Source organism: Amycolatopsis sp. MtRt-6 (assembly GCF_017308975.1).
Classification (GTDB): Bacteria; Actinomycetota; Actinomycetes; order Mycobacteriales; family Pseudonocardiaceae; genus Amycolatopsis.
On the sequence record NZ_JADWPD010000010.1, the window covers coordinates 97,685 to 120,166 of the forward strand.

A 22,482-nucleotide genomic window follows, 5' to 3' on the forward strand; every position below is an offset into this window, starting at 1 on the left:
CACTGCTGGCCTTTCTCCACGGGGGCGGGCGAGGTGGTGGTGAGACTAGCGCGAGCGGAGTAACGGCCTTCGGTCAGCCCTGTTCGTGACTCCGCGTACAGGCACAGAATTCCGCAGCCCCGAAGGCATTTCACGTTCTACTGCGCCGAAAGTGCCGCGCAACTGTGTCCGGGACATACCGACGGTGGACCGCTCACAGGTCCCGGCGGTGTTCGACGAGCCACGCGGCGACCTGGTGCAGCTTCAGGTTGGCGTTCTGCGAGCTCTCGACGAGCATCCGGAACGCCGCGACGGCGTCGACGTCGTGGCGTTGCATCAGGATGCCCTTGGCTATGCCGATGACGTCGCGAGATTCGATCGCGGCGCTCAGCTGCGCCTCGGTCTGGGCGCCGACGAGCGCGATCGCGGCGTGCGTGGCGAACAGCCTGCCGTCATCCTGCGTCTGCTTGCCGAAGGCGTCGCGGGCTCGGGAGTAGAGGTTCAGCGCGCCGAGCGTGGTGTCGGTGACGAACAGCCGGTAGGACAGCATCGAACGCACACCGAACCGCACGGCCGCGCAGGCGAACTCCGGCCAGCGGTCCTCGGCGGCGAGGTCGCCGGTGCTGAAGACCTGGTGTTCGGCGATGGCGTCCAGGCACGGCCCCTGGCGGGTGCGGTACTGGACCTCGTCGATCGCTCTGACGGTGTCGTCGGTCGGGGCGACGGTCCGGATGGCACGTCCGCGTTCGACGAGCGAGATCCCGGCGTGCTCGGCCCCGTCGACGTGATCGACCGCGGCCTTGACGATCGCGGCGAGGGTGGAGTCGACATCGGGTTCCGCCTGCAGTGTCCGCGCGATCGAGCTCAACGTGGCGCCCAGGCTCGTGTCCGAGTGACCGGGGTGATCGTTCACGTACGGCCCCCTCCCAGCCCTTCTTTTCGAGCTGTCCAGCTTAGCGAAAGCGAAGGGAACGCTCATCTCGGCGACACCGGGGCGAGACGCGAAACGCCGGGTGTCCCGAAGCTGGGACACCCGGCGTTTCGCCTGATCAATCGGCGGAGGATACAGGATTCGAACCTGCGAGGGCGTGAACCCAACACGCTTTCCAAGTCTGCACACGGCCGTGCGCGGGGGTTCGGCTAACCGTGAACCGCAGGTCAGAGCGTTGCGCGTCCCTCGGTGGACACCGGCGAACCGGGGTGAATGAGACTAGAACTGAGACTAGGCCAGGCCGTCTCGCGCGAGCCTGAGCCCGCACGTCGGCCGCCCTGCCGCCTTCCGGGGCCCCTGCGAGGCTGAGCCTGCGAGCGCCCGTCTCAGCGCTCCTGAGCGGCCAGCGCCCCGCCGGCTACCCCGCCACGTGAACGTACGGCCTCAGGGCAGCCAACGACGCGTCCAGTAGGCGTGTCTCGAACTCCTGCGGGTCGTCCCGGTCTGGGTCGTAGGCGGCCATCAGGCCGTGCGTCGTCTCGAACCAGCTCCCCAAGCGTCCGGCCGCGTCGGGTGTGATCCTGCCGCGCTCGACTGCGCGCGTCACGAGTAGGTCAAGCTCCTGCCGCATGAGGTCGGGCTTTGGCCGCTGGGGGTTCACCCAGTCGTCGGCAAGCACCGGGCGCATCCGTAGCGCGTGCTCGTTCCAGTGCAGCAACAGGGCGAGATCCATCGTGAAGCCCTCGGGCAGGGAGTCCGGCCACAGGTGCCGTCTGGCCGCGCGCTGGCCAGACCAGGGCGTTGACCCAACCTTCGGCAGCAACTCCGGAAAGAGCGAACCGGCGAGCGGTGCGAAGAAGCCGCAGAGCCAGAGTTGCGGATAGAGCGGACGCCAGTAGAGGTCACTCACCACAGCATCCGCAATTCCGTTGAGAATCGGCTCAACCAACAACGGCACCAAAGGCGGGTCGCCATAGTAGCGAATATCGCCGTCAACCAGGCAGACGATCTCACCGTCGGTCGCTTTCAAACCGGCCATGACGGCCGCACCCTTTCCGGGCGGCGACTCGACCACTCGCGCACCGGCCGACTCGGCGATTTGCGCAGTGTCGTCCGTGCATCCGCTTGCGCTTACCAGTACATCGCGCGGGACGCCAAGTCCGTCGAGTCCTTCTAGCGCCTCCTCGACGACTTCGCCGATTGTCGCGGCTTCATTGTGTGCCGGAATGACCACACTGACGGTGGTCATCTCCTTTTTCAGGGTCCGCTCCGGCTTCAGGTCAAGCCCTAGGGCCGGGTTGATCGCAGGCCGATCCTCGGTCACTTGTCCTCGCTTCGCTGGTAGCTGGGGTAACCGGCAGGCCACCGGTTCAGGTGCTCCGTGAAGTGAATCTCCGTCCGATCCGCCGGGTACACCGCGTCGGAGATTTCCACGACACGGTCGTTAACGTCGACCGACCGACTTCGCACTTGGATCATCGGTACACCGGGCTCAATTCCCCACAACTGTCGCTCGCCGGTCGTCGGCTGAATTGCGATCACGGTGCGCTCAAACCGCCCCAGTTCAATTCCAACGGTGTACAACTGGTGCTGGTGACCGCCGGGCCAGGGCTCGTTGTTCTCGTCCAGCAAATCAGGATTCGAGGCGATGAGCACCAAAGGAATATAGGACACACTCCAGGAAACGCGGTGGCCGGTGTCCTTTTCGGTCATCTCGTATGCTCGTCGCACCAACTCCGCGCCAGGCTCAAGGCTGAATTCCGCAGCTAGTTCGTCAGTCGCCGGAACACGAGAATAGCGATGCGTGGAGTTCAACTGCTCAATCGGGATGCCCGCCGTTAGCTCAATAGCGCCACGCACCCGTCGTTCTTCCTCGGGGCGAAGTACGAGGTCTTTCTGCTCCTGCGTCCAGTCGATCGTCAGCCGGATGCGGCGGGGCGGTATCCGCACAGTGGACGGCTTGCCACGCCCGCCAGTGATGCGCCCCTCCCCGCGCAGGACGTCCAGGGCGGCCCGCGCCACGCCCGGAGAGCAGCTCCAGCGCTGCGTCAGCTCGCTGACCGATGGCAACGGATCGCCGGGCTTCAGGTCGCCTGCCTCGATTCGAGCGCGCAGCGCGTCGGCTATCTGGTGGGTGACCGGCACGACCCCGGCCGTGGGCTCTGACTGCATGGGAGCCATTAGAACAGACGGTTCGACAGTTCGCTAGCGAACCCCCTTGCGCTCCCGGTTGGTGATGCCCTAACGTCCCTCTCGACAACTTCGCTAGCGAACTGGCTAACCAGCGAACCTGAGAGGGTTGAAATGAACTCCGCACGAATCACCAACCGCACCACCCGAGCCGCCGTTGACGGCGTTCCCGCTGGTCAGGGCCACTGCCCGGACGGCTTGGACGAGTCGGCTATTGACGCGTTGCTGGCCGAGGTCGAGCAGGAGCTGACCGCCGCGACGGCGGTGGCTGAGGTCCGGACCCGGCACGCGTTCACCGACCCGCAGCACGCCCACCGCACCCGCCGCCGGGCCGACCGCGCCGCGTTGCGCGTGCTGCCGGTCCGGCTCGACACCACCACGTCGACCCGAGGGGAGGCCGCGTGACCAGGAACCTCAGCCCGCGTGCGATTGAGCGGCTGGCGATGCGCCGGTTCATCGACCGCACGGGACGGACGTGGACCAAGGCCACCGCCAAGGAACGCCGCCAGTGGCTGGCCGCCGAAGAGCCGGTCATCCGTGCGGAGCACGGCATCGCCCTGGACGCGGTGTGGCACGGCGGTGACTGGCAGGCCCCCGGGCAAGCCGACCTGTTCCCCCTTCCCGACGACGCTGCGGAGGTGGCGTGATGAACACCCAGATGCTGATGGTCCTCGGTGGACTCGCAATGGTCGGCGCGCTGTCGGTGTGGCGGGCCGGACGCAAGTCCGCCACCAAGAGCCTGCGCGGTGCCCGCGAGATCACCCGCATGACCGGCAACACGATCCGCCTGATCCTGGCCACGGCGATCATCGCGTTCGTCCAGTGGCTGGTGATCGTGAAGATCCAGAACACCACCGCCACGTGGATCGCGCTGGTCGTCCCGGCGCTGCTGGCCGCCGCCACGATTGTGCGGCTGATGGCCATCACCGAAATCGTCCACACCACCCGTGGGGGTCGTCGCTGATGTTCGGCAAGAAGAACGAAGACGACGCCATCGCGGCCGCCGTGGTCCACGTGCTGCTGTCCGGCATGAAGCCCGAACACCGGCAGGGCGTGCTCGCGCAGCTCAACGACAACGAACGCCGCCAGGTCCTCAACGCGGAACTGGAAGGCCGCAAGGACCAGTGGGAACGCAAGAACGGCACGGAATGGGGGCAGAGCTGATGACCACCACCGAACTCACGCCGACCGACGCCCGACACCAGCCGCTGACCGAGGCTGACAAGCTCGCCCAGGACGCGGCCACCGCCGCGCAGGTCCGGGCGCTGACCAATCACCCGGACGTGGTGGCGCTGCGGGTGGAGAAGGTCCGCACGCAGATCGACGCGGTGATCTGGCTCGGGATCTTCCTCGGCCTGGCCTTCACGATGGTCAACGTCCAGAGCTTCGCCGCCGCCGGTGCGGCCACCTGGTCCGCCGGGTGGCTGGCCGGATGGCTGCTGGACCCCATGGTGTCGCTCGTGCTCGTGGCGGTGCTGCGGGCGGAGCAGGTGACCGCCCGGTACCAGGTCGACACCGGCCGGTGGGCGCACCGCACGAAGTGGTTCGCGTTCCTCGCCACGTACGTGATGAACACCTGGAAGTCCTGGACGCACTTCGACGTGGCCGGGGTGGTGCTGCACTCGGTTCCGCCCGTGCTGGTGTTCCTCGCGGCGGAGACCGCGCCGGTGCTGCGGGACAAGCTCACCGAAGCGGTCATGGCCGCCGCCGGGACGGCGTTCACCGGGCAGTCGGACAAGGCCACCGCCCCGGCCGACGTCGCGGCGGAGCCTGCCACGGGCACCCCGGACGCCCCGCCGGCCAAACCGGCTCCGGCTCCGGCTCCGGCGCGCCGACGTCCGGCCGCCCGTAAGGCCACGGCCAAGCCTGTCCGCAAGCTGCGCGGGGACTACCTGGCCGAAGCCCGCGCGGCGTGGGCACCGGGGATCGAGATCACCCCGGCCTGGGTCCGCTCGGTCTGCCCGGACATCTCGCGCGGCACGAGCAAGAACGTCGCCGACGACCTGACCGCCGAGACCGCCACCGCCCCGGCCGCGCTGCCGGTGCCCGCCGACCAGCCGACCACCAGTGACGAGAGGGAGGCCGCCTGATGTCCACCACCGCCGACCACACCCCCGACCCCGTGAACGCCCCCGACCCCGAAGGGCTCCCTTCCGTGAACAGCACCCCCGACCCGTCCACGAACACCCCCGCCGACACGGCTGTGAACAGCACCACCGACGCGTCCGTGAACACCGACCCGGCGGCCACCGAGACCGCCACCACCCGTGCCGGGAACGTCGTCCCGATCCGGCCGGACACCGCCCGGACGCCCGAGGAGATCCCGGAGCAGGACCGGTTCGCCGACGCGGGCACGGTGCTCGACAGTGCCGACGTGGCGGCCGCCGACACCAGTGTCCCGCTCAAGCCGGTGGACCCGGTCCACGCCAAGCCGTCGTGGTGGGAGACCGTCTCCGACGCCACCGCTCGCCCGCTGGTCGCGAAGTGGCTGACGTCGGCGGAGGAGTTCCGCTCCCGGGCGCGGTTCCTGGTCCGCTACGCCGCCCACACCTTCGCCTTCCACGCGCTGCGGGTGCCGGTGTACGTGCCGTCCGCGCTGCTGCGGGCACCCGGCGCGCTGTGCCGCCTGACCGCCCGCGTCGGGCGGTGGGTGTACGACGCGGAGTCCAAGCCGGTGCGCATGAACGCCCGCGACCGCAACGACGCGGACGTGTACATGAAGCTGCGCGAGGCCCGCAACGAGACCGTCCGCCGCCGCTCCGCCCCGGTCCTGGTCGCCGTCCTGGTGCTGCTGGCGACGGTGTACCTGTGCCTCACGTTCGTGGCCCCGGTGTGGAACTGGACGCTGCTGCTGGCCACCCTCACCGCCGTGGGCTGGTGGGGTGCCCCGGCGGACAAGCCGGTCGCCGGTCGCGCCGTGGACCTGGCGAAGACGCCGAAGATCACCTCAACGATGATCGAGGACGCGCTGTGCTCGCTCGGGATCGGCGGGCTGAACCAGGCCATCGCCAAGGGCAAGCGCATCGAGTTCCCCAACCCGATCGCCCGCGACGGCGACGGCTGGCGCGCCGACATCGACTTGCCCCTGGGTGTGACGGCGGGGGACATCATCGCCAAGCGTCAGGAGCTCTCCTCCGCGCTCCGCCGCCAGATCGGGTGCGTGTGGCCCGAGGGTGACGGGAAGGTCCACGAAGGACGGTTGGTGCTGTGGGTCGGGGACCGGGACATGTCCAAGACCAAGCAGAAGCCGTGGCCGCTGGCCAAGCCCGGGGCGACGGTCGACCTGTTCAAGGCTCAGCCGTTCGGCACCGACCAGCGCGGCCAGTGGGTCAGCCTGACCCTGATGTTCGCCTCGATGATCATCGGCGCGGTGCCGCGTATGGGCAAGACGGTCACGCTGCGGGAACTGCTGCTCATCGCCGCCCTGGACCCGCGTGCCGTCCTCTACGCCTACGACCTCAAGGGCACCGGTGACCTGGCCGCGCTCGCGCCGGTCTCGCACGGCTACGGCGTCGGCGACGACCCCGACGACATCGAGCGCATGGTGGTCGAGATGCGCGAACTCCGCGAGGAGATGCGGCGGCGGATCAAGGTGATCCGTGGCCTGCCGGAGTCGGTGTGCCCGGACAACAAGGTCACCCCGGAACTGGCTGCCCGCAAGGACCTCGGGCTCGCGCCGATCGTCGTCGGGGTGGACGAGTGCCAGATCTGGTTCGAGCACCCCGAACACGGCGACGAGCTGGAAGAGATCTGCACCGACCTGGTCAAGCGCGGCCCGGCCTTGGGCGTCATCGCCATCCTGGCCACCCAGCGCCCGGACGCGAAGTCCCTGCCCACCGGCATCTCCGCCAACGCCATCCTCCGCTACTGCCTGAAAGTCCAGGGCCACACCGAAAACGACATGGTGCTCGGCACCGGCCAGCACCGAAACGGTGTCCGCGCAACGATGTTCGCCCGCACCGACCTCGGGATCGGCTACCTCGCCGGGGAAGGCGACGACGCCAAGATCGTGAAGTCGGTGTACAAGGACGCCACCGAAGCCAAGAAGATCGTCGCCGGAGCCCGCGCCCGCCGGGAAGCCCTCGGCAACATCACCGGCTACGCGGCCGGGGTCGAGGTCGACGTGGAGGCCGCTCGGCTGGACCCGCTGGCCGACGCGATCGCGGTGTTCGAGCGCGGTGAGGACAAGCTCTGGTCGGAAACCATCGTGGCCCGGCTCGCCGAGCTGCGCCCCGGCCAGTACCGGGGCTGGACCGCGCAGAACCTCGCGACCGCGCTCAAGCCGAAGGGTGTCAAGCCCAAGCAGGTGTGGAGCACCGACCCGGTCACCGGCAAGGGAGCCAACCGCAACGGCTACACCCGCGACGCCCTCACTACCGCCAAGAACAACGGAGCGTAACGGATCTCTGGGCTAGGGGCGGTGGCCGTCCTAGACTCCGCCGCCCCTAGACCTAGACCCCTCCTCTAGACCCCCGCAGGCCACATGACCAGCACTCTAGGCATCTAGGCCCACCCCGCGCCGACCAGCGAAAACACCGGAAAACCCGGGCTAGCCGCCTTCGCCGCAGGCCCTAGCCCTGGCTGACGACACCCTGAAGACGTCACCCACGGTGACCGACGTGAGGACCCGTCTTGAGCACGCACACCACCACCAGCACCGGCCCGCAGCCCGACCCGGAACCGCCCGCCGCCGTCGCCATCCCGTTCCGCGAGTACCGCGCACTGGTGCTCGACGCCGCCGCCTGGCGACTGCTCAACACCAGCCCGCACGTGGCGGAGCTGCTCGCCGAATGGGTCGAGTGGGATCGCCGCCGCACCGCCCGGGAGACCTCGGGCGCGGTGTCGGCCGCCGCCGACTGGCGGGCCATCGCGGCCGCGCCGACCTACGACGAACTCGCCCGCCGCCGCGCCGTCGCCACCCGCCCGGCACTGACCCCGCAGGAGATCCGCGCGCAGGCCGCCCGCTCGTGGGCGCGCGTCAACGACTGGATCAACGCCCGCACCGCCACCGCCGACGCGGCCTGACACCACCGTCCAGAAAGGCCCAGAACGCATGAGCACCACCGAACCCACGCCCAACACCACCGGACCCGGCGCGACGCTCCTGGACGCCCTCAGGGCCGCGCTCACCCGGTACGTGTCGCTGCCCAACCCCGAGACCGCCGACGCCATCGCGTTGTGGATCGCCGCCACCCACGCACAACCGGCATGGGCGCACGCCCCGCGCCTGGTGATCCGAGGACCGGAGAAGCGCTGCGGGAAGTCCCGGCTGCTCGACGTCGTCGAGGCCACCTGCCACAACCCGTTCATCACGGTCAACAGCTCATCAGCGGCCGTCTACCGGTCCATTTCGGACGACCCGCCCACCGTGCTGGTCGACGAGGCAGACACCATCTTCGGGCCGAAGGCCGAAGGGAACGAGGACCTGCGCGGGCTGCTCAACGCCGGGCACCAGCGCAACCGCCCGGCCAAGCGCTACGACGCGGCCACCAACCGCGTCGAGTCCATCCCCACCTTCGCCATGGCCGCCCTTGCCGGGATCGGCGCGATGCCCGACACCATCGAGGATCGCGCCGTCATCGCCCGGATGCGCCGCCGCGCCCCTGGCGAGACCGTGGCCCCCTACCGGGTCCGCCGTGACCGGCCCGCCCTGCGGGCACTCGCCGACGACCTGCGCGCCTGGCTGCGCGCCGACCTCGCCACCCTCGAATCCGCCGAACCGGAGATGCCCGTGGAAGACCGCGCCGCCGACACCTGGGAACCGCTCGTCATCGTCGCCGACCACGCCGCCGGCCACTGGCCCACCCGCGCCCGTGCCGCCGTCGTCGCGCTCACCGCCACCGCCGAAGAGGACAGCGACAGCAGCGCGGGCGTCCGACTGCTCAGCGACTGCCACACCGCGTTCGGTGCGTCGCCGGAGCTGCCCACCACCGAGCTGCTGTCGCGGCTCAACGGCGACCCGGAGGCCCCGTGGTGCGGATACGGGCCGACCGGGCTCACCCCGGCCAAGCTCGCCAAGCTGCTGCGGGAGTACGGCATCCGCTCCGGCAACATCCGCCCCGACAACGGCCCGCAGGCCAAGGGCTACACCCGCGCCGACTTCACCGACTCGTGGGCGCGCTACTGCCCCGACCTGCCCGCTACACCGCCACCACCACCGCCGTCCGAAAAGGACAGCAGCGGCGGAGACGTCACGCCGATCCGCCGCGCACGGTCCGCCTGACACCCGCCAGAGGGGTAGCCGTCCCAGCCGTCCCAAGCGTCCCCGCCCAGGTCAGCCCCGGGACGGCTACCCCACGTGGGACGGCTCCATCCGTCCCACGCACCCCGCCCGCCGTGACGGCCCGAACCGCCACAAACCCGTCCCTGGGACGGCTCAAGCCGTCCCACCCAACCAAGCCGTCCCAGGGCTGACCTGCGATGGGACGGCTGGGACGGCTGGGACGGCTACCCCCCTCAGCACCAACCACAACCCCAACCAGACCCGAGGAGAGCCCATGCGCATCACCGCCACCCACACCGCGACCCGAAGGGCTCACCACCAATGGCTACCGCCAACGACATCGCACAGCTCGCCGCCAGTCTCGCTCAGCTCGCCGAACGCCTCGCGACCCAGCGCCCGGACGACGTACCCCGGCCGCTGCCACCGCGCGTTCTCCTGACTGTCGAAGAGGCCGGGCAACGGCTCGGCATCGGCCGCACCATGGCCTACAGCCTGGTCCGCTCCGGCGCATTGGAATCCGTCCGCATCGGCCGACTCCGCCGCATCTCCGTATCCGCTATCAACGAGTACGCCGCCCGCCTAGTCGCCAATTCCAGCGGCAAGGCTGCCGCCTGAGGGAGGAGTTTTAATGGCAAGGAAGAAGCGCCCCGAGGGCACCCGCGCTCCGAACGGCGCCAGCAGCGTCTACTTCAGCGAAGCGGACGGCCACTGGCACGGCCGCGTGACGGTCGGCCGCAAGGACAACGGGAAGCCGGATCGCCGCCACACGATGTCCAAGGATGAGGGCAAGGTTCGGAGCAAGGTGCGGGAGTGGGAGAACGAGCGCGACGAAGGGCGCGTCCGCAAGGCAGGGCAGAACTGGACCGTCGAGTCCTGGCTGACCCACTGGCTTGAGAACATCGTCGCGCCGCCGACCATCACCGAGAATGCGTGGGACGCCTATGAGGTGGCGTGCCGAGTGCACCTCATTCCGGGCGTCGGCGCTCACCGTCTCCAGCGTTCTCACACGGGCGACAGGCTGGAACCCGACCATCTGGAGAAGCTCTACCGCAAGATGATGCGCGAGGGCTCCGCTGCGGGGCGGGTGCACCAGGTTCACCGCACCATCCGCACTGCGCTCAAGGAGGCCAAGAAACGCAAGATAATCACGGACAACCCGGCGGAACTCGCCCGCGCTCCGAAGGTGGAGGAACAGGAGTACGAGCCGTATGACGTCGACGAGATCCAGCGGATTCTCGAAACGGCCAACCGGCGACGCAACAGCGCACGGTGGGCGATCGCCCTTGCTCTGGGGCTCCGTCAGGGCGAAGCGCTGGGAATCCAGTGGGCGGACGTGAACTGGGACCGCTGGGACCGGCCGTGCAAAGAGCACAGCTCCCGTTTCTGCGCCCTGTGTTTCGAGCACTACTCGCCCGAAATCGGCGTGCGTCGGAACCGGCTCCGGCCGAAGTACAAGCACGGCTGTTCGACGCCGTGCGGGCGGAAGTTCCCGGGCTACTGCCCGCAGCGCGTCCCGACGCGGCGGGAGACCGCGCCCACGAAGTCACGAGCCGGTAAGCGGTACATCGGGCTGCCCAAGCAGCTCGCGCTGCTGCTCGTGCGGCACCAGGCGGCACAGGCCCAGGAACGCGCGCTGGCGGCCGACCTCTGGGAGGAGACCGGCTACGTCTTCACCAAGCCGACCGGTCAGCCGCTCGTGCCCAACACCGACTATCACCACTGGAAGGAGCTGCTGCGTGAGGCCAAGGTGGGGGAGCGGCGGCTTCACGACGCCCGACACACCGCCGCGACGGTTCTCCTGCTGCTGGAGGTCCCCGAGCGGACCGTGATGTCCATCATGGGGTGGTCCAGCACGGCCATGGCCGCGAGGTACCAGCACGTGACCGACCGCATCCGCCGGGGCGTGGCTGGACGAGTTGACGGGCTGCTCTGGGCACCGCCGGAAGACGCGGCGAAGGGCGACGACGAGGCCCTGGAGGTGGCCTGACCAGGGGCGAATGAGACTAGAACTGAGACTAAGACGGAAAACGCCGGGTGTCCCGAAGCGGGGCACCCGGCGTTTTGCCTGGTTACTGCGGCGGAGGATACAGGATTCGAACCTGCGAGGGCGTGAACCCAACACGCTTTCCAAGCGTGCGCCTTAGGCCGCTCGGCCAATCCTCCGCAGGAGACGATACCGGATGGTCTCCCGCGCCCGTGCAGGTGGGTCAGGCCGTGACGTCGGCGACCACGCACGTGATGTTGTCCGGGCCGCCGGCTTCGTTGGCCAGGCGGATCAGCTCCGGGATCACCTCGGCCGGCTCCGCGCCGGCGTCCAGGACGTCGCGCAGTGTCGCTTCGGAGACCGGGCCGCTCAAGCCGTCCGAACAGAGCAGGTAGCGGTCGCCGGGCTTGGCCTTGAACGTCCAGATGTCCGGGTCGCCGGAGCCTGCCGTCTGCAGTGCCTTCATCAGCAGTGATCGGCGGGGGTGGGAGTCGGCGTCCTCCGCGGCGACGCGGCCGTCCTCGACCAGTGCCTGCACGAGGGTGTGGTCGCGGGTCAGCCGGCGCAGGCCGCCGTCGCGCAGGAGGTAGCCGCGGGAGTCGCCGATGTGGGCCGCCGCGAACTCGACGCCGTCGAAGAGCAGGGCCGTCAGCGTGGTGCCCATGCCTTCGGTCGTCGGTTCCTGTGAAGCCACTTCGTGCAGCCGCGCGTCGATCGACTTGACCACGCCGGCCAGGGTGGCCGCCAGGTCCACGTTCGTCAGGTCGAGCCGGCGCAGGTCGACCTCGAGCTCGCGCAGCACGTCGACGGCCGTCGCGCTGGCGACTTCGCCGTGCGGCTGGCCGCCGATGCCGTCGGCGACGGCGAGCAGCCGGGAACTCGCGTAGACCGCGTCCTCGTTGACCCGGCGACGCTTGCCGACGTCCGACCCCGCGGCGTACCGCAGGACGTACCGATCGTGTGTCATGCCTCCCATGAAAGCATTGGTTGACTGAGTTCACAAGCGTCTCGGCTGAATGGAGCATCCTCCGATAGAGTCCTCGCCATGGACGACGACGCCACGGTCAGCGCGGCCGACATCGCGCGGCTCGCCGGGGTCGGCCGGGCCGCGGTCAGCAACTGGCGCCGCCGCTACCCGGACTTCCCGCAGCCGGTCGGCGGCACGGCGTCGAGCCCGTTGTTCGGTCTCTCCGCCGTCGCCGGCTGGTTCCGCGCGCGCGGCAAGAAGTTCGAGCTGAGCGCCGGCGAACGCGCGTGGCAGCGCCTGCGCGCCCTCGGTGACGACCTCGACCTCGCCGAGCGCGTCAGCCGCGCGGGCGTCTTCTTCGCTTTCCAGGCGGGGATCTTCGACACCTTCGACAGCAAGCTCGACGACCCGGAGCTGCTCACCCTGCTCAGCGAGATGACGCACCAGAGCGGGCCGGTCGAGGCGTTCGAACTGTTGTGCCGCAGGTACTTCGAGGCCCATTCCCGGCGGCTGTCGGCGACGCCGGAGCCGGTCGCCGAGCTGATGGCCCGGCTTGCCGGCCCGGTCTCGACGATCCTCGACCCCGCGTGCGGCTTCGGCGCCCTTGCGCTGGTGAGCGGCGCCAAAACCGTGCTGGGCCAGGACAGCGACCCGATGACGGCGTCGATCGCGGCCCTGCGGCTGCGGCTGCGCGGCATCGAGGCGGAGGTCTACGCGGTCGACGCGCTGCGCGAAGACGCCTTCGCCGGCCGGACCGCCGAAGCGGTGTTGTGCGACCCGCCGTTCAACGAACGGGCCTGGGGGCACGACGAACTGGTCGGTGACGAACGCTGGGAGTACGGCCTGCCCCCGCGCGGCGAGCCCGAGCTCGCCTGGGTGCAGCACTGCCTCGCGCACGTCGAACCCGGTGGCACGGTGGTGATCCTGATGCCGGGCGCGGCGGCCGGCCGCCGCAGCGGCAAGCGCATCCGGGGCAACCTGCTGCGCGCGGGGGCGGTCCGCGCGGTCGTCACGCTGGCGCCGGCGGGCCCCGACCTCTGGCTGCTGCGGCGGCCGGCTCCCGGTGAGCGCGCGCCGTCCACCGTGCTGCTCGGCGAAGCGGGCGAAGACTTGTCCACAGTGGACGAAATGTGGCGGAAGTTCCGCGCCTGTCCGGAAACCGGCGTCCGGATCATCGACCTGCTCGACGACGACGTCGACCTCACGCCGGCCCGCCGCCGTGCCAGGGACGAGGATCCCGGGCAGGCCTTCGAAGCCGTGCGGGCGCGGTTCGCCGGACTCGCGCCCCGGCTGCCGCCGCTCGACGCGGCGGACGGCGAACCGGCGTTCACGACGATCGGCGAGCTGGTCAAGGCCGGCGTGGTCGAGGTCAGGCACATGGCGCGCACGGACGCCGAACCCCCGGTGGCGCGGCGAGGTGACGTCGTCGCGTCGGTGACCGGGATCGCGTACGTCCACAGTGGACCGCCGGAGCCGGTGGGGGCCGGTCTCACCGTTTACCGCCTCGACGCCGAGCGGCTGGACGCGGACTTCCTGGCCGGCTGCCTGCGCGCGGCCGATCTGCCCGCCGCGTCGGCGTCCACCCGGATCGACGGCAGGCGCGTGCGGATCCCGCGGGTGCCGATCGGCGTCCAGCGCGAGTACGGCCGGGTGTTCCGGAACCTCGCCGAGTTCGACGCCGCGCTGCGCGAGGCGGCCGAAACGGGCCGTGAGCTGGTCCGGCTAGGCTTCGCAGGACTTGTCGAAGGACGGCTCAGGCCGGGCCGATAGGGAAACGGATGCTGATCGCCGACCGCTACGAGCTCGACGAGCTGCCGCTCGGCCGCGGCGGGATGGGTGCGGTGCACGGCGGGTACGACCGCAGGCTCGGCCGTCGCGTGGCGATCAAGCTGCTCAGGCTGCCGGGCCGCGACGAAGAGCTCGAAGCCCGCTTCGCCCGCGAAGCCCGCATCCTGGCGACGCTCGACCACCCCGGCGTCCCGACGCTGTACGACTACGGCACCCACGACGACCGGTTGTTCCAGGTCATGCAGTTCGTCGACGGCGTGACGGTGGCCGACCTGCTCGCCGAGCACGGGCCGCTGCCGGTGCCGTGGGCCGCGGCGATCGCGGCGCAGACGTGCGCGGTGCTGACCGCCGCCCACGCGCTCGCGGTCTGCCACCGCGACCTCAAGCCGTCCAACCTGATGCTCGGGCCCGACGGCGGGGTGAAGGTGATGGACTTCGGCCTGGCCGTGCTCCGCGAAGCCGACGCGGCGCAGTTCACGCGGGCCGGGCAGCTGCTGGGCACGCCGTCGTACATGGCGCCCGAGCAGATCCAGCGGGGTGGCGCCGAGCCGCGCAGCGATCTCTACGCGCTGGGCTGCGTGCTGCACGAGATGCTCACCGGGCGGCGGCTCTTCGACGGGCCGACCGCGTACGCGGTGTTCGAACGGCAGGTCAAGGAGCTGCCGCCGCCGGTGCCGGGTGTCCCGAAGCCGCTGAACGCCCTGCTCGCCGAGGTACTGGCCAAGGACCCGGAAGCCCGGCCGGCCGGCGCCGCCGCACTGTACGAGCGGCTCGGCGCGTTCGTCGGCGGGCTGCCGCCGCTGCCGGGGTTCCTGGTCCCGCCGTCGGTGCCCAGCCCGGGGCGGATGTACGCGCGGATGCTGGGCCGCGTCACCGGCTGAGCGCCGGCCGCCGGTCGGCGAGCGGCAGGCCGCGGCGCTGGATGCGCCGGTAGGTCGTCGCGTTCTGCACGGCGATGCTCACCCCGAGGGTGAGTGCGATCGACGCCGAGGTCAGCGGGCCCGCGGCCCCGATCGCCGCCGCCGGCGCGGCCACCCCGATCCGCACCGCCACGGTCAGCAGCCACAGCCCGATCGTGACCGCCGAGCCCCGCTGGAACGTCGTGCCGTCGCGCTCGGTGAGGGTGGTCGTGGCGCTGCGCAGCACGCCGAGCCCGGCGAGCACCAGCAGGTCGGCGGCGAGCAGGCCCAGTTCGGCCGCGGACGCGCCGGGGAGCGCTTTCAGCGTCAGGTACCCGCCCACCGCGGTGAGCAGCAGCGGCATCGCGACCAGCGTCCTGCGGTCGAGCAGCGTGCCGCGGACCTGCTGGTAGACGAGCTTGTACAGGACGAGGGCGGCGATGGCCGCATAAAGCAGGACGCTGGTCATCCGGGCTCCCTGTGTCGAAGGTCGCCTCCAGCGTCGGCGAACGGCGGCGCGGATTCGTCGGCCCGCGGACCGGTTCCGGGTGGAAACCGGTCTCCACCCCGGGGTTGAGCGCAGCTGCCCAAATCGTGACCTTCCCCGGCGAACCTCGACCGGGTGACCACCGTCTTTACCCGTGTCCAAACGCGATGATCGAGACAGCTGGGGGTACCGGATCGTGAAGAGGCTTCTGGCGGGAGCGGCCGCGCTGGCCACCGCGTTCGTGCTGACCGCCTGCTCCGGTGGCGGTGCGGCCCCCGGCTCGACCGCGGGTGGCGGGGCCGTCGCCGCGGCGGGCACCGGCGGCGGGACGCCGACGACCGCGAGCACCACCCCGGCAGCGACGAGCCCCACGCCGACGCCCACCCCCGAGTCCACGAAGCCGGCGCCGGCCAGCACCTCGGCCAAGCCGAAGCCCAAGCCGACCCCGAAGCCGGCACCGAAGCCCACGGCGGACGTTCCGTGCGCCGCGGCGGCCGCGGCCCCCGGCACCGCCGCCTGCGTCGACATCTCCGCGCACAAGGCGTGGCTGCTGCAGGGCGGCAAGGTCATCTACGGGCCGGTGCCGATGCTGCCGGGCCGCAAGGGCTACGAGACCCCGACCGGCAAGTTCCGCGTCCTGTCGAAGGAAAAGATGCACCTGTCGAAGCAGTTCGACAACGCGGAGATGCCGAACTCGGTCTTCTTCTACCCGGGCGACGCCTTCCACACGGGCAGCCTCTCGGTGTACTCGCACGGCTGCATCCACCTCTCGCCGAGCGCGTCCCTGAAGTTCTTCAACACCCTGCGCATCGGCGACGTCGTGCAGGTTGTTCCGTAAACCGTCATGGTCCGTCACCCGGCGTAGGTCACATTCGGGTGAAGTAATCCGGACTGGTGCAACTGGTCCCCCTTCTCCGGCGATAACAGATCGCCGAGAAGGGGGACACACACATGGTCGTGCGGAAATTCGGGTTGCTGCTGGTCGCGGCCTTGATCGGGGCATTGCTGCCCTTCGTGTCCCCGGGAGTCGCGGCGGCGGCGACGCTGCCACCCGGGTTCGTGCTCCGGGACACCGACTCGGGTCTCGGGCAGTACCAGTTCACGGACTTCGGGTACCTGCCGGACAACTCCGTCCTGGTCACCGGCAAGGACGGCCGCGTCCGCTGGCTGCCGGTCACCGGGGCCGGCCGGACGATCGCGACGCTGCCGGTCCGCACGAACCAGGACCTCGGCCTCGTCGGCCTGGCCGTGGCGCCGGACTACGCGACGTCGCGCGGCATCTACCTCACCCGGTCGATCAACACCGCCGGCGGCTTCGTCATGCGGCTGTCGCGGTTCACCGTGACCGTGGACGCGGCGGGCGCGCCGGCCGGCCTGACCGGGGAGCAGCCGCTGTTCGAGGTGCCGGGCACCTTCGACGTCCACGGCATCGACGGTGTCATCGCCGCCGCGGACGGGACGCTGTGGCTGGCGATCGGTGACAACAGCGACTACCGGAAGATGGACCCGGTCGCGCTGCGCGCCCTGGACATCAACCAGCCCTACGGCAAGATCCTCCACCTGACCGCCGGCGGCGCGGGCGTGCCGGGGAACCCGTACTACGACGCGGCCAACCCGGCCTCGACCGCGAGCAAGGTGTTCGCGCGCGGATTCCGCAACCCGTTCCGCTTCGGCCTCGACCCGAGTCTCGGCCTGCCGATCGTCGGCGACGTCGGCTGGAGCAACTGGGAAGAGGTCAACGTCGTTCAGCGCGGTGCCAACCACGGCTGGCCGTGCTGGGAAGGCAGCCACCCGACGCCGGGCTACAGCAGCCTCGCGGGCTGCGCCGGCGTGCCGAACCAGCCGCCGGTCCACGAGTACGCGCACGGCACCGGAGCCATGGAAGGCAACAGCATCACCGGCGGCATCGTCTACAGCGGATCCAGTTACCCGGAGTCCTACCGCGGCTCGTACTTCTTCGGCGACTACGTGACCAGCAAGATCTGGACGCTGCGGTACGACGAGCAGGGCCGGCTCACCCAGGCGCCGGAGAACCCGCCGCTCTTCACCGGCATCGGCGGCCCGGTGAAGTTCGGGGCGGCGCCCAACGGCGACATCGTCTACGCCGACATCCTGTCCGGCGCCCTGCGCCGCCTGACCTACTCGGCGGGCAACACCGCGCCGGTGGCGAAGGCCGCCACGACGACGAACCCGGCCACCCGCACCGTGTCGTTCGACGGCTCGGCTTCCGTCGACTACGACAACGACGCGCTGAAGTACGACTGGACCTTCGGCGACGGGACCACCGCGGCCGACGCCGGCCCGAAGGTGTCGCACACCTACGCGGCGGGCACCGAGTCGTTCACCGCGCAGCTGCGGGTCCGTGACCCGCTGGGGCTCACCGGCGAGGTCACCGTCCCGGTCGCGCCCGGCAACCACACCCCGCAGCTCACCCTGACCTCGCCCGGTGCCGCGACGTTCGCGGTCGACGAGCCGGTCGCGCTGAGCGCCACCGCGACCGACGTCGAGGACGGCCCGCTGCCCATCACCTGGACCACGGCGGTGCGGCACTGCCCGAGCGAAGCGACGTGCCACGCGCACCCGGGCATCGGCGGGACCGGCGCGAGCTTCTCGCAGCCGTTCACCGAACACCCGGCCTCCCGGATGGAGTTCACCGCGACGGTGACCGACAGCGCGGGTGTCAGCACGTCCCAGACGTACACGGCGATGCCGCGGCAGCACCGGATCACCCTGCGCGGCACGCAACCCGCGGCGTTGAGCATTCCGGTGGCGGGCGGGGTCAGCACGGCCATGGTCACCGAAGGCGCCACTTTCGACGTCGAAGCCGCGCAGCTGGCCATCGACGGCGTCTCGACGTTCTCCGGCTGGCAGGACGGTCCCCGGGAAAACACGTGGATCGTCACCGTCGGCACGACCGACCTGACGCTGACGGCGAACTACGCGACCCCGATCGACCAGCGCTACGACGCCGACCCGGCGTTGCGGGCGATGCTCGGGGCGCCGACGGCGGCGGAGGTCACCGACGGCCCGGTGCACTACCGGGTCTACGCGAACGGCCGGCTGTACTGGAGCGCCGCGACCGGCACCCGGTACGTCACCGGCCCGGTGCTGGAGAAGTACGTCGCCGTCGGTGGGCACGGTTTGCTCGGGCCGCCGACGTCGGACACGGCCCCGACCGCGGACGGCGTGGGCCAGTACAGCGACTTCATCGCCAACGGCAACGTGGGTTCGATCTACTACACCCCGGCGACGGGTGCGCACACGATCTACGGCGAGATCCGGAAGAAGTGGGCGGCCACGGGCTACCAGAACGGCCTGGGCTATCCGACGACGGACGAGCTCGGCGTCTACGACGGTGTCGGCCGGTACAACCACTTCGTCAAGGACGGCAACGTCGGTTCGATCTACTTCACGCCCGCGACCGGTGCGCACACGATCTACGGCGAGATCCGGAAGAAGTGGGCGGCGACGGGCTACGAGGCCGGACTCGGTTATCCGACGACGGACGAGCTCGGCGTGTTGGACGGCGTGGGCCGGTACAACCACTTCATCAAGGGTGGCAACGTCGGGTCGATCTACTTCACTCCGGCGACGGGGGCGCACACGATCTACGGTGAGATCCGGAAGAAGTGGGCGGCGACGGGTTACGAGGCCGGACTCGGTTATCCGACGACGGACGAACTCGGGGTCAACGACGGTGTCGGCCGGTACAACCACTTCATCAAGGACGGCAACGTCGGGTCGATCTACTACACGACCGCGACCGGCGCGCACACCGTCTACGGCGAGATCCGGAAGAAGTGGGCGGCGTGGGGCTACGAGCGTGGTCTCGGCTATCCGACGACCGACGAACTCGGCGTCACGGGCGGCCGTGGCCGCTACAACCACTTCAGCCTCAACAGCTCGATCTACTTCACCCCGACGACCGGTCCCCGCGTGGTGAAGGGCGAGATCCGGAAGCGCTGGGCGGCGCTCGGGTGGGAACAGTCCTACCTGGGCTACCCGAAGTCGGACGAGTACGTGATCAGCGGTGGGTACCGCAGCGACTTCGAGGGCGGGTACATCATCTACACCTCCGCCGGGGCCCGGGACTATCGCTGGTAACCATTTTTCCCGCACGCTCAACCTCTCCCCGCCACCGCACGTCTTGGGTGGCAGAAAGCAGGGAACGAAGAACTTCTGGGGGACCACATGCGCGTGCGGCGCGTTCTGGCTGCTCTGTCCACTTTGGCCGCCGCGGCCGTGCTGACCGCGTGCTCGGCCGGCGCGACCGCGGACGTCCGGCTGGCGGCGGACACGCCGACGGCGCCGACGGCGTCCACCTCGGTGGCCACGCCCGCTCCGGCGCCGACGAAGGCGAAGCCGGTCATGGCGGCCGGGGTGCCGTGCACGATCACGGCGAAGGCCTGTGTGTCCCTGTCCGGCAAGCAGGCTTGGCTGCTCGACGAAGGCAAGATCGTGTACGGCCCGGTGAAGATGTTGCCGGGCAAGAAGAGTGAGCCGACCCCGGTGGGCAAGTGGAAGGTGGAGTACAAGGAAAAGATGCACCTGTCGAAGGAATTCGACAACGCGAAGATGCCGAACTCGGTGTTCTTCGCCCCCGGCGGCATCGCGTTCCACGAGGGCAGCCTCAGCAGGTACTCGGCCGGCTGCGTGCACCTCTCGAGCGCGGCGTCGCTGAAGTTCTTCAACACCCTCGAGAAGGGCGATGAAGTCCAGGTCGTCCGGTAGGTCCTGTCAGGACGGAAGCAGGTCCGCCGGCCGTGTCCCGGCCGCTGTCAGCGGCAGGCCGAGGGCGACGCGCTCGGTGAGCCACGGGCTCGGCCGGTAGCGGGGGTCGCCGGTGGCCGCGGTGAGGCCGTGCAGGATGCGCAGCACCACGTCGCCGCCGACGAAGTCGCCCCACGCCAGCGGACCACGGGGGTAGCCGAGGCCGAGGCGGACCGCGGTGTCGATGTCCGCCGGCGTGGCCAGGTGCTGGCCCGCGATGAAGCAGGCCGTGTTGACGATCGACGCCAGCAGGCGCTGGGCGATCGGGGCGGGCCCGTCGCGGACGACCGTCACGGGGCGGCCGGTCGCGGCCAGCGCACCCCAGGCGGCGCGGCCCGCCGCCGGGTCGAGGCCGGCGTGCACCGACATCGTCAGCCGTCGTTCGTAGCCACCCAGCGGATCGACGCCGGCGACGCGGTCCAGCGGCAGCCCGGCGCGGGTTCCGGCATCCACTGTGGACTCGCCGTAGAGCGGGACGAGCAGGATCGCGTCCGGGTAGGCGTCGGAAACCACGTGGACGCCCGCGGACGACAGCGCGCGGGCGAGGTGCTCGTCGGCGGTGAACACCGGGCTCGACGGCTTCGGCGGGGCGGCGGGCTCGTCGGCGACCTGCTGCTTGCCGTCGGCGTAGGCGTAGAAGCCCTCGCCGTTCTTGCGTCCGAACAACCCGGCGGCCACGCGCGGCCGGGTCAGCCACGACGGCCGCAGCCGCGGGTCGCCGTGGAAGCCGCTCCAGATGCTTTCCAGGACGGCGTGCGAGACGTCGAGGCCGGTGAGGTCGAGCAGCTCGAACGGGCCGAGCTTCAGGCCGAGGACGTCACGGGCGATGCGGTCGACGTCGGCGGGCTCGGCCAGCGCCTCGGCGAGGATCTGCAGCGCCTCGGTGTTCAGGCCGCGGCCGGCGTGGTTGACCAGGAAGCCGGGCGCGTCCTTGGCGAGCACCGGCTCGTGTCCCCAGCTCCTGACCAGCTCGAGCGCCTGGCCGGGCAGCCAGTCGTGGGTGCGGGCGCCGGGCACGACCTCGACCAGCCGCATCAGCGGCACCGGGTTGAAGAAGTGCAGGCCGACCAGCCGGCCGGGCTCGGCCAGCCCGGCGGCGATCTCGGTGACCGACAGCGAGCTCGTGTTCGTCGCGAAGATCGTCTCCTGTGGACAGACGCGCTCGAGGTTCGCGAACAGGGCGCGCTTGGTCTCGAGGTCTTCCCGGACGGCTTCGACCACGAGGTCGACGCCGTCCGCGGGCGCGTCGGGGGCGTCGACGGCGACCAGCCGCTGCTTCACCGCCTGCGGTTCGCCGGCGAGCTTGCCCTTGGCGGCGAGCTTGTCGATCATCCCGCCGACGTACTCGATCGCCTCGGCGACGGCCTCGCGCCGGACGTCGGCCAGCTCGACCGTCACCCCCGCGGTCGCGGCCAGCTGGACGATCCCGCGGCCCATCACCCCGGTGCCGATCACCCGGATCCTGCCGACCTTCCCGGCCCACCCCGTCACGTCGTGCCGCCTTCCGCCGTTGGACTCCCGCCCCAGCCTAGAGCCCGACGAACTCCGCCATCCGCTTCGCCGAGTGGGCGAAGAACGCGTCGGCCGGGTCGACGCTGCCGACGTACTGGCCGAACAGCTCGAAGCTGATCGCGCCGAACAGCTGGGTCCACGCCATGATCAGCCGGGCCACGGTCTCGGGGCCGGCGAGGATCCCGAGGACCTTCGTGAGCGTCTCGGCCTGGGCGCGCAGCTCGGGCGGGACTTCGTCCTCGGCCCGCACCTCGGTGTTCGTGAGCACCTTGACCAGGGCGAGCGCGACGCGGGAGGCCGGGACGACGGTGTCCTGCGGGGCCGCGTAGCCGGGGATCGGGGAGCCGTAGATGAGCGCGTACTCGTGGGGGTGGGCGCGGGCCCAGGCGCGCGTGCCCTGCCAGATCGCCAGCCAGCGGTCGCGGGGGTCGCCCTCGCCCGGGTCCGCCTGCTCGGCCGCCTCGCCGATCGCGTTGTAGGCGTCGACGATCAGGTCGGTCAGCAGCCGGTCGCGGCTCGGGAAGTACCGGTAGATCGCGGACGACACCATGCCCAGCTCGCGGGCCACCGCGCGCAGCGAAAGCCCGTGCGCGCCGACCTCGGCGAGCTGCCGGCGGGCCTCGTCCTTGATCTCCTGGGTCAGTTCGGCACGGGCGCGGTCGCGTGCGGTGCGGGTGGCGGTCATGGGGATCAGTGTGCCACGACGAGAGCGGTGCACAAAAGCGAGAGCACTGCTCTTGACAGTGTGCAGC

At 70.5% G+C, this 22,482-nt stretch carries 22 protein-coding genes and 1 tRNA gene; 15 read left to right on the forward strand and 8 right to left on the reverse strand.

Features of this window, described 5'->3' with window-relative positions; all coding sequences use genetic code 11:
- Positions 1–193: 193 nt before the first annotated feature.
- From I4Q55_RS18860 to I4Q55_RS18870, 3 genes are all read right to left on the reverse strand, one after another.
- A complete protein-coding gene (locus I4Q55_RS18860; RefSeq protein ID WP_307793247.1) occupies positions 194–892 on the reverse strand; it encodes a GAF and ANTAR domain-containing protein in 699 nt (232 codons plus the stop codon).
- Between the two features lie 436 nt (positions 893–1,328).
- Complete coding sequence (locus I4Q55_RS18865; protein WP_307793248.1) at positions 1,329–2,234, reverse strand: glycosyltransferase; 906 nt, start codon at positions 2,232–2,234, stop codon at positions 1,329–1,331.
- On the reverse strand, positions 2,231–3,082 hold the full coding sequence (locus tag I4Q55_RS18870; protein WP_206789371.1) for a GntR family transcriptional regulator: 852 nt from the start codon (positions 3,080–3,082) through the stop codon (positions 2,231–2,233). The genes I4Q55_RS18865 and I4Q55_RS18870 overlap by 4 nt, the downstream gene beginning before the upstream one ends.
- A 132-nt stretch (positions 3,083–3,214) precedes the next feature.
- Between I4Q55_RS18870 and I4Q55_RS18875 the strand changes: the two genes are divergently transcribed.
- The 10 genes from I4Q55_RS18875 to I4Q55_RS18920 all read left to right on the forward strand — a co-directional run bounded on the left by I4Q55_RS18875 (position 3,215) and on the right by I4Q55_RS18920 (position 11,310).
- The gene (locus tag I4Q55_RS18875) at positions 3,215–3,505 is read left to right on the forward strand and encodes a hypothetical protein (protein WP_206789372.1); all 291 of its coding nucleotides are present in this window, start codon (positions 3,215–3,217) and stop codon (positions 3,503–3,505) included.
- On the forward strand, positions 3,502–3,747 hold the full coding sequence (locus I4Q55_RS18880; RefSeq protein WP_307793249.1) for a hypothetical protein: 246 nt from the start codon (positions 3,502–3,504) through the stop codon (positions 3,745–3,747). Before I4Q55_RS18875 ends, I4Q55_RS18880 begins: the two co-directional genes overlap by 4 nt.
- Positions 3,747–4,064, forward strand: coding sequence for a hypothetical protein (locus I4Q55_RS18885; RefSeq protein WP_206789373.1), 318 nt, complete (start codon positions 3,747–3,749; stop codon positions 4,062–4,064). Before I4Q55_RS18880 ends, I4Q55_RS18885 begins: the two co-directional genes overlap by 1 nt.
- Positions 4,064–4,264: a hypothetical protein gene (locus I4Q55_RS18890; protein WP_206789374.1), complete on the forward strand. Its 201-nt coding sequence runs from the start codon at positions 4,064–4,066 to the stop codon at positions 4,262–4,264. The genes I4Q55_RS18885 and I4Q55_RS18890 overlap by 1 nt, the downstream gene beginning before the upstream one ends.
- Positions 4,264–5,190, forward strand: coding sequence for a hypothetical protein (locus tag I4Q55_RS18895; RefSeq protein ID WP_206789375.1), 927 nt, complete (start codon positions 4,264–4,266; stop codon positions 5,188–5,190). The genes I4Q55_RS18890 and I4Q55_RS18895 overlap by 1 nt, the downstream gene beginning before the upstream one ends.
- A complete protein-coding gene (locus I4Q55_RS18900; protein ID WP_206789376.1) occupies positions 5,190–7,499 on the forward strand; it encodes an FtsK/SpoIIIE domain-containing protein in 2,310 nt (769 codons plus the stop codon). Before I4Q55_RS18895 ends, I4Q55_RS18900 begins: the two co-directional genes overlap by 1 nt.
- 233 nt (positions 7,500–7,732) lie before the next feature.
- Positions 7,733–8,125: a hypothetical protein gene (locus tag I4Q55_RS18905; RefSeq protein WP_206789377.1), complete on the forward strand. Its 393-nt coding sequence runs from the start codon at positions 7,733–7,735 to the stop codon at positions 8,123–8,125.
- Between the two features lie 28 nt (positions 8,126–8,153).
- Positions 8,154–9,323 (forward strand): DUF3631 domain-containing protein, encoded by a 1,170-nt coding sequence (locus tag I4Q55_RS18910; RefSeq protein WP_206789378.1) that lies wholly within the window; start codon positions 8,154–8,156, stop codon positions 9,321–9,323.
- Positions 9,324–9,644: 321 nt separating this feature from the next.
- Positions 9,645–9,938 carry a helix-turn-helix domain-containing protein gene (locus I4Q55_RS18915; RefSeq protein WP_206789380.1) on the forward strand — a complete coding sequence of 98 codons (294 nt, stop codon included), beginning with the start codon at positions 9,645–9,647 and terminating at the stop codon, positions 9,936–9,938.
- A gap of 13 nt (positions 9,939–9,951) precedes the next feature.
- Positions 9,952–11,310, forward strand: coding sequence for a site-specific integrase (locus tag I4Q55_RS18920; protein WP_206789382.1), 1,359 nt, complete (start codon positions 9,952–9,954; stop codon positions 11,308–11,310).
- A gap of 91 nt (positions 11,311–11,401) precedes the next feature.
- On the opposite strand, the gene I4Q55_RS18925 is transcribed toward I4Q55_RS18920, so the two are convergent.
- Together I4Q55_RS18925 and I4Q55_RS18930 are read right to left on the reverse strand one after the other, a co-directional pair.
- Positions 11,402–11,486: transfer RNA gene (locus I4Q55_RS18925), tRNA-Ser, on the reverse strand.
- A gap of 44 nt (positions 11,487–11,530) precedes the next feature.
- Entirely contained in the window at positions 11,531–12,274 is a 744-nt protein-coding gene (locus I4Q55_RS18930; protein WP_206789384.1) for a PP2C family serine/threonine-protein phosphatase, read from the reverse strand.
- 78 nt (positions 12,275–12,352) lie between these two features.
- Here I4Q55_RS18930 and I4Q55_RS18935 point away from each other — a divergent pair, with 78 nt between their 5' ends.
- Positions 12,353–14,044 (forward strand): class I SAM-dependent DNA methyltransferase, encoded by a 1,692-nt coding sequence (locus tag I4Q55_RS18935; protein WP_206789386.1) that lies wholly within the window; start codon positions 12,353–12,355, stop codon positions 14,042–14,044.
- 8 nt (positions 14,045–14,052) lie between these two features.
- Positions 14,053–14,943 (forward strand): serine/threonine-protein kinase, encoded by an 891-nt coding sequence (locus I4Q55_RS18940; protein WP_206789388.1) that lies wholly within the window; start codon positions 14,053–14,055, stop codon positions 14,941–14,943.
- Here I4Q55_RS18940 and I4Q55_RS18945 read toward each other — a convergent pair.
- Positions 14,933–15,430, reverse strand: a complete 498-nt coding sequence (locus I4Q55_RS18945) for a hypothetical protein (protein WP_206789390.1) — start codon at positions 15,428–15,430, stop codon at positions 14,933–14,935. The genes I4Q55_RS18940 and I4Q55_RS18945 overlap by 11 nt on opposite strands.
- A 214-nt stretch (positions 15,431–15,644) precedes the next feature.
- On the opposite strand from I4Q55_RS18945, the gene I4Q55_RS18950 reads away from it, so the two are divergent.
- The 3 genes from I4Q55_RS18950 (at position 15,645) to I4Q55_RS18960 (ending at position 20,179) form a co-directional block, all read left to right on the forward strand.
- On the forward strand, positions 15,645–16,286 hold the full coding sequence (locus tag I4Q55_RS18950; RefSeq protein ID WP_206789392.1) for a L,D-transpeptidase: 642 nt from the start codon (positions 15,645–15,647) through the stop codon (positions 16,284–16,286).
- Positions 16,287–16,399: 113 nt separating this feature from the next.
- Entirely contained in the window at positions 16,400–19,552 is a 3,153-nt protein-coding gene (locus I4Q55_RS18955; RefSeq protein ID WP_206789394.1) for a PQQ-dependent sugar dehydrogenase, read from the forward strand.
- Positions 19,553–19,639: 87 nt separating this feature from the next.
- The gene (locus tag I4Q55_RS18960; RefSeq protein ID WP_206789396.1) at positions 19,640–20,179 is read left to right on the forward strand and encodes a L,D-transpeptidase; all 540 of its coding nucleotides are present in this window, start codon (positions 19,640–19,642) and stop codon (positions 20,177–20,179) included.
- Positions 20,180–20,185: 6 nt separating this feature from the next.
- On the opposite strand, the gene I4Q55_RS18965 is transcribed toward I4Q55_RS18960, so the two are convergent.
- Together I4Q55_RS18965 and I4Q55_RS18970 are read right to left on the reverse strand one after the other, a co-directional pair.
- Positions 20,186–21,709: a 3-hydroxyacyl-CoA dehydrogenase gene (locus tag I4Q55_RS18965; RefSeq protein ID WP_206789398.1), complete on the reverse strand. Its 1,524-nt coding sequence runs from the start codon at positions 21,707–21,709 to the stop codon at positions 20,186–20,188.
- A gap of 37 nt (positions 21,710–21,746) precedes the next feature.
- On the reverse strand, positions 21,747–22,415 hold the full coding sequence (locus tag I4Q55_RS18970; RefSeq protein WP_206789400.1) for a TetR/AcrR family transcriptional regulator: 669 nt from the start codon (positions 22,413–22,415) through the stop codon (positions 21,747–21,749).
- Positions 22,416–22,482 lie beyond the last annotated feature (67 nt).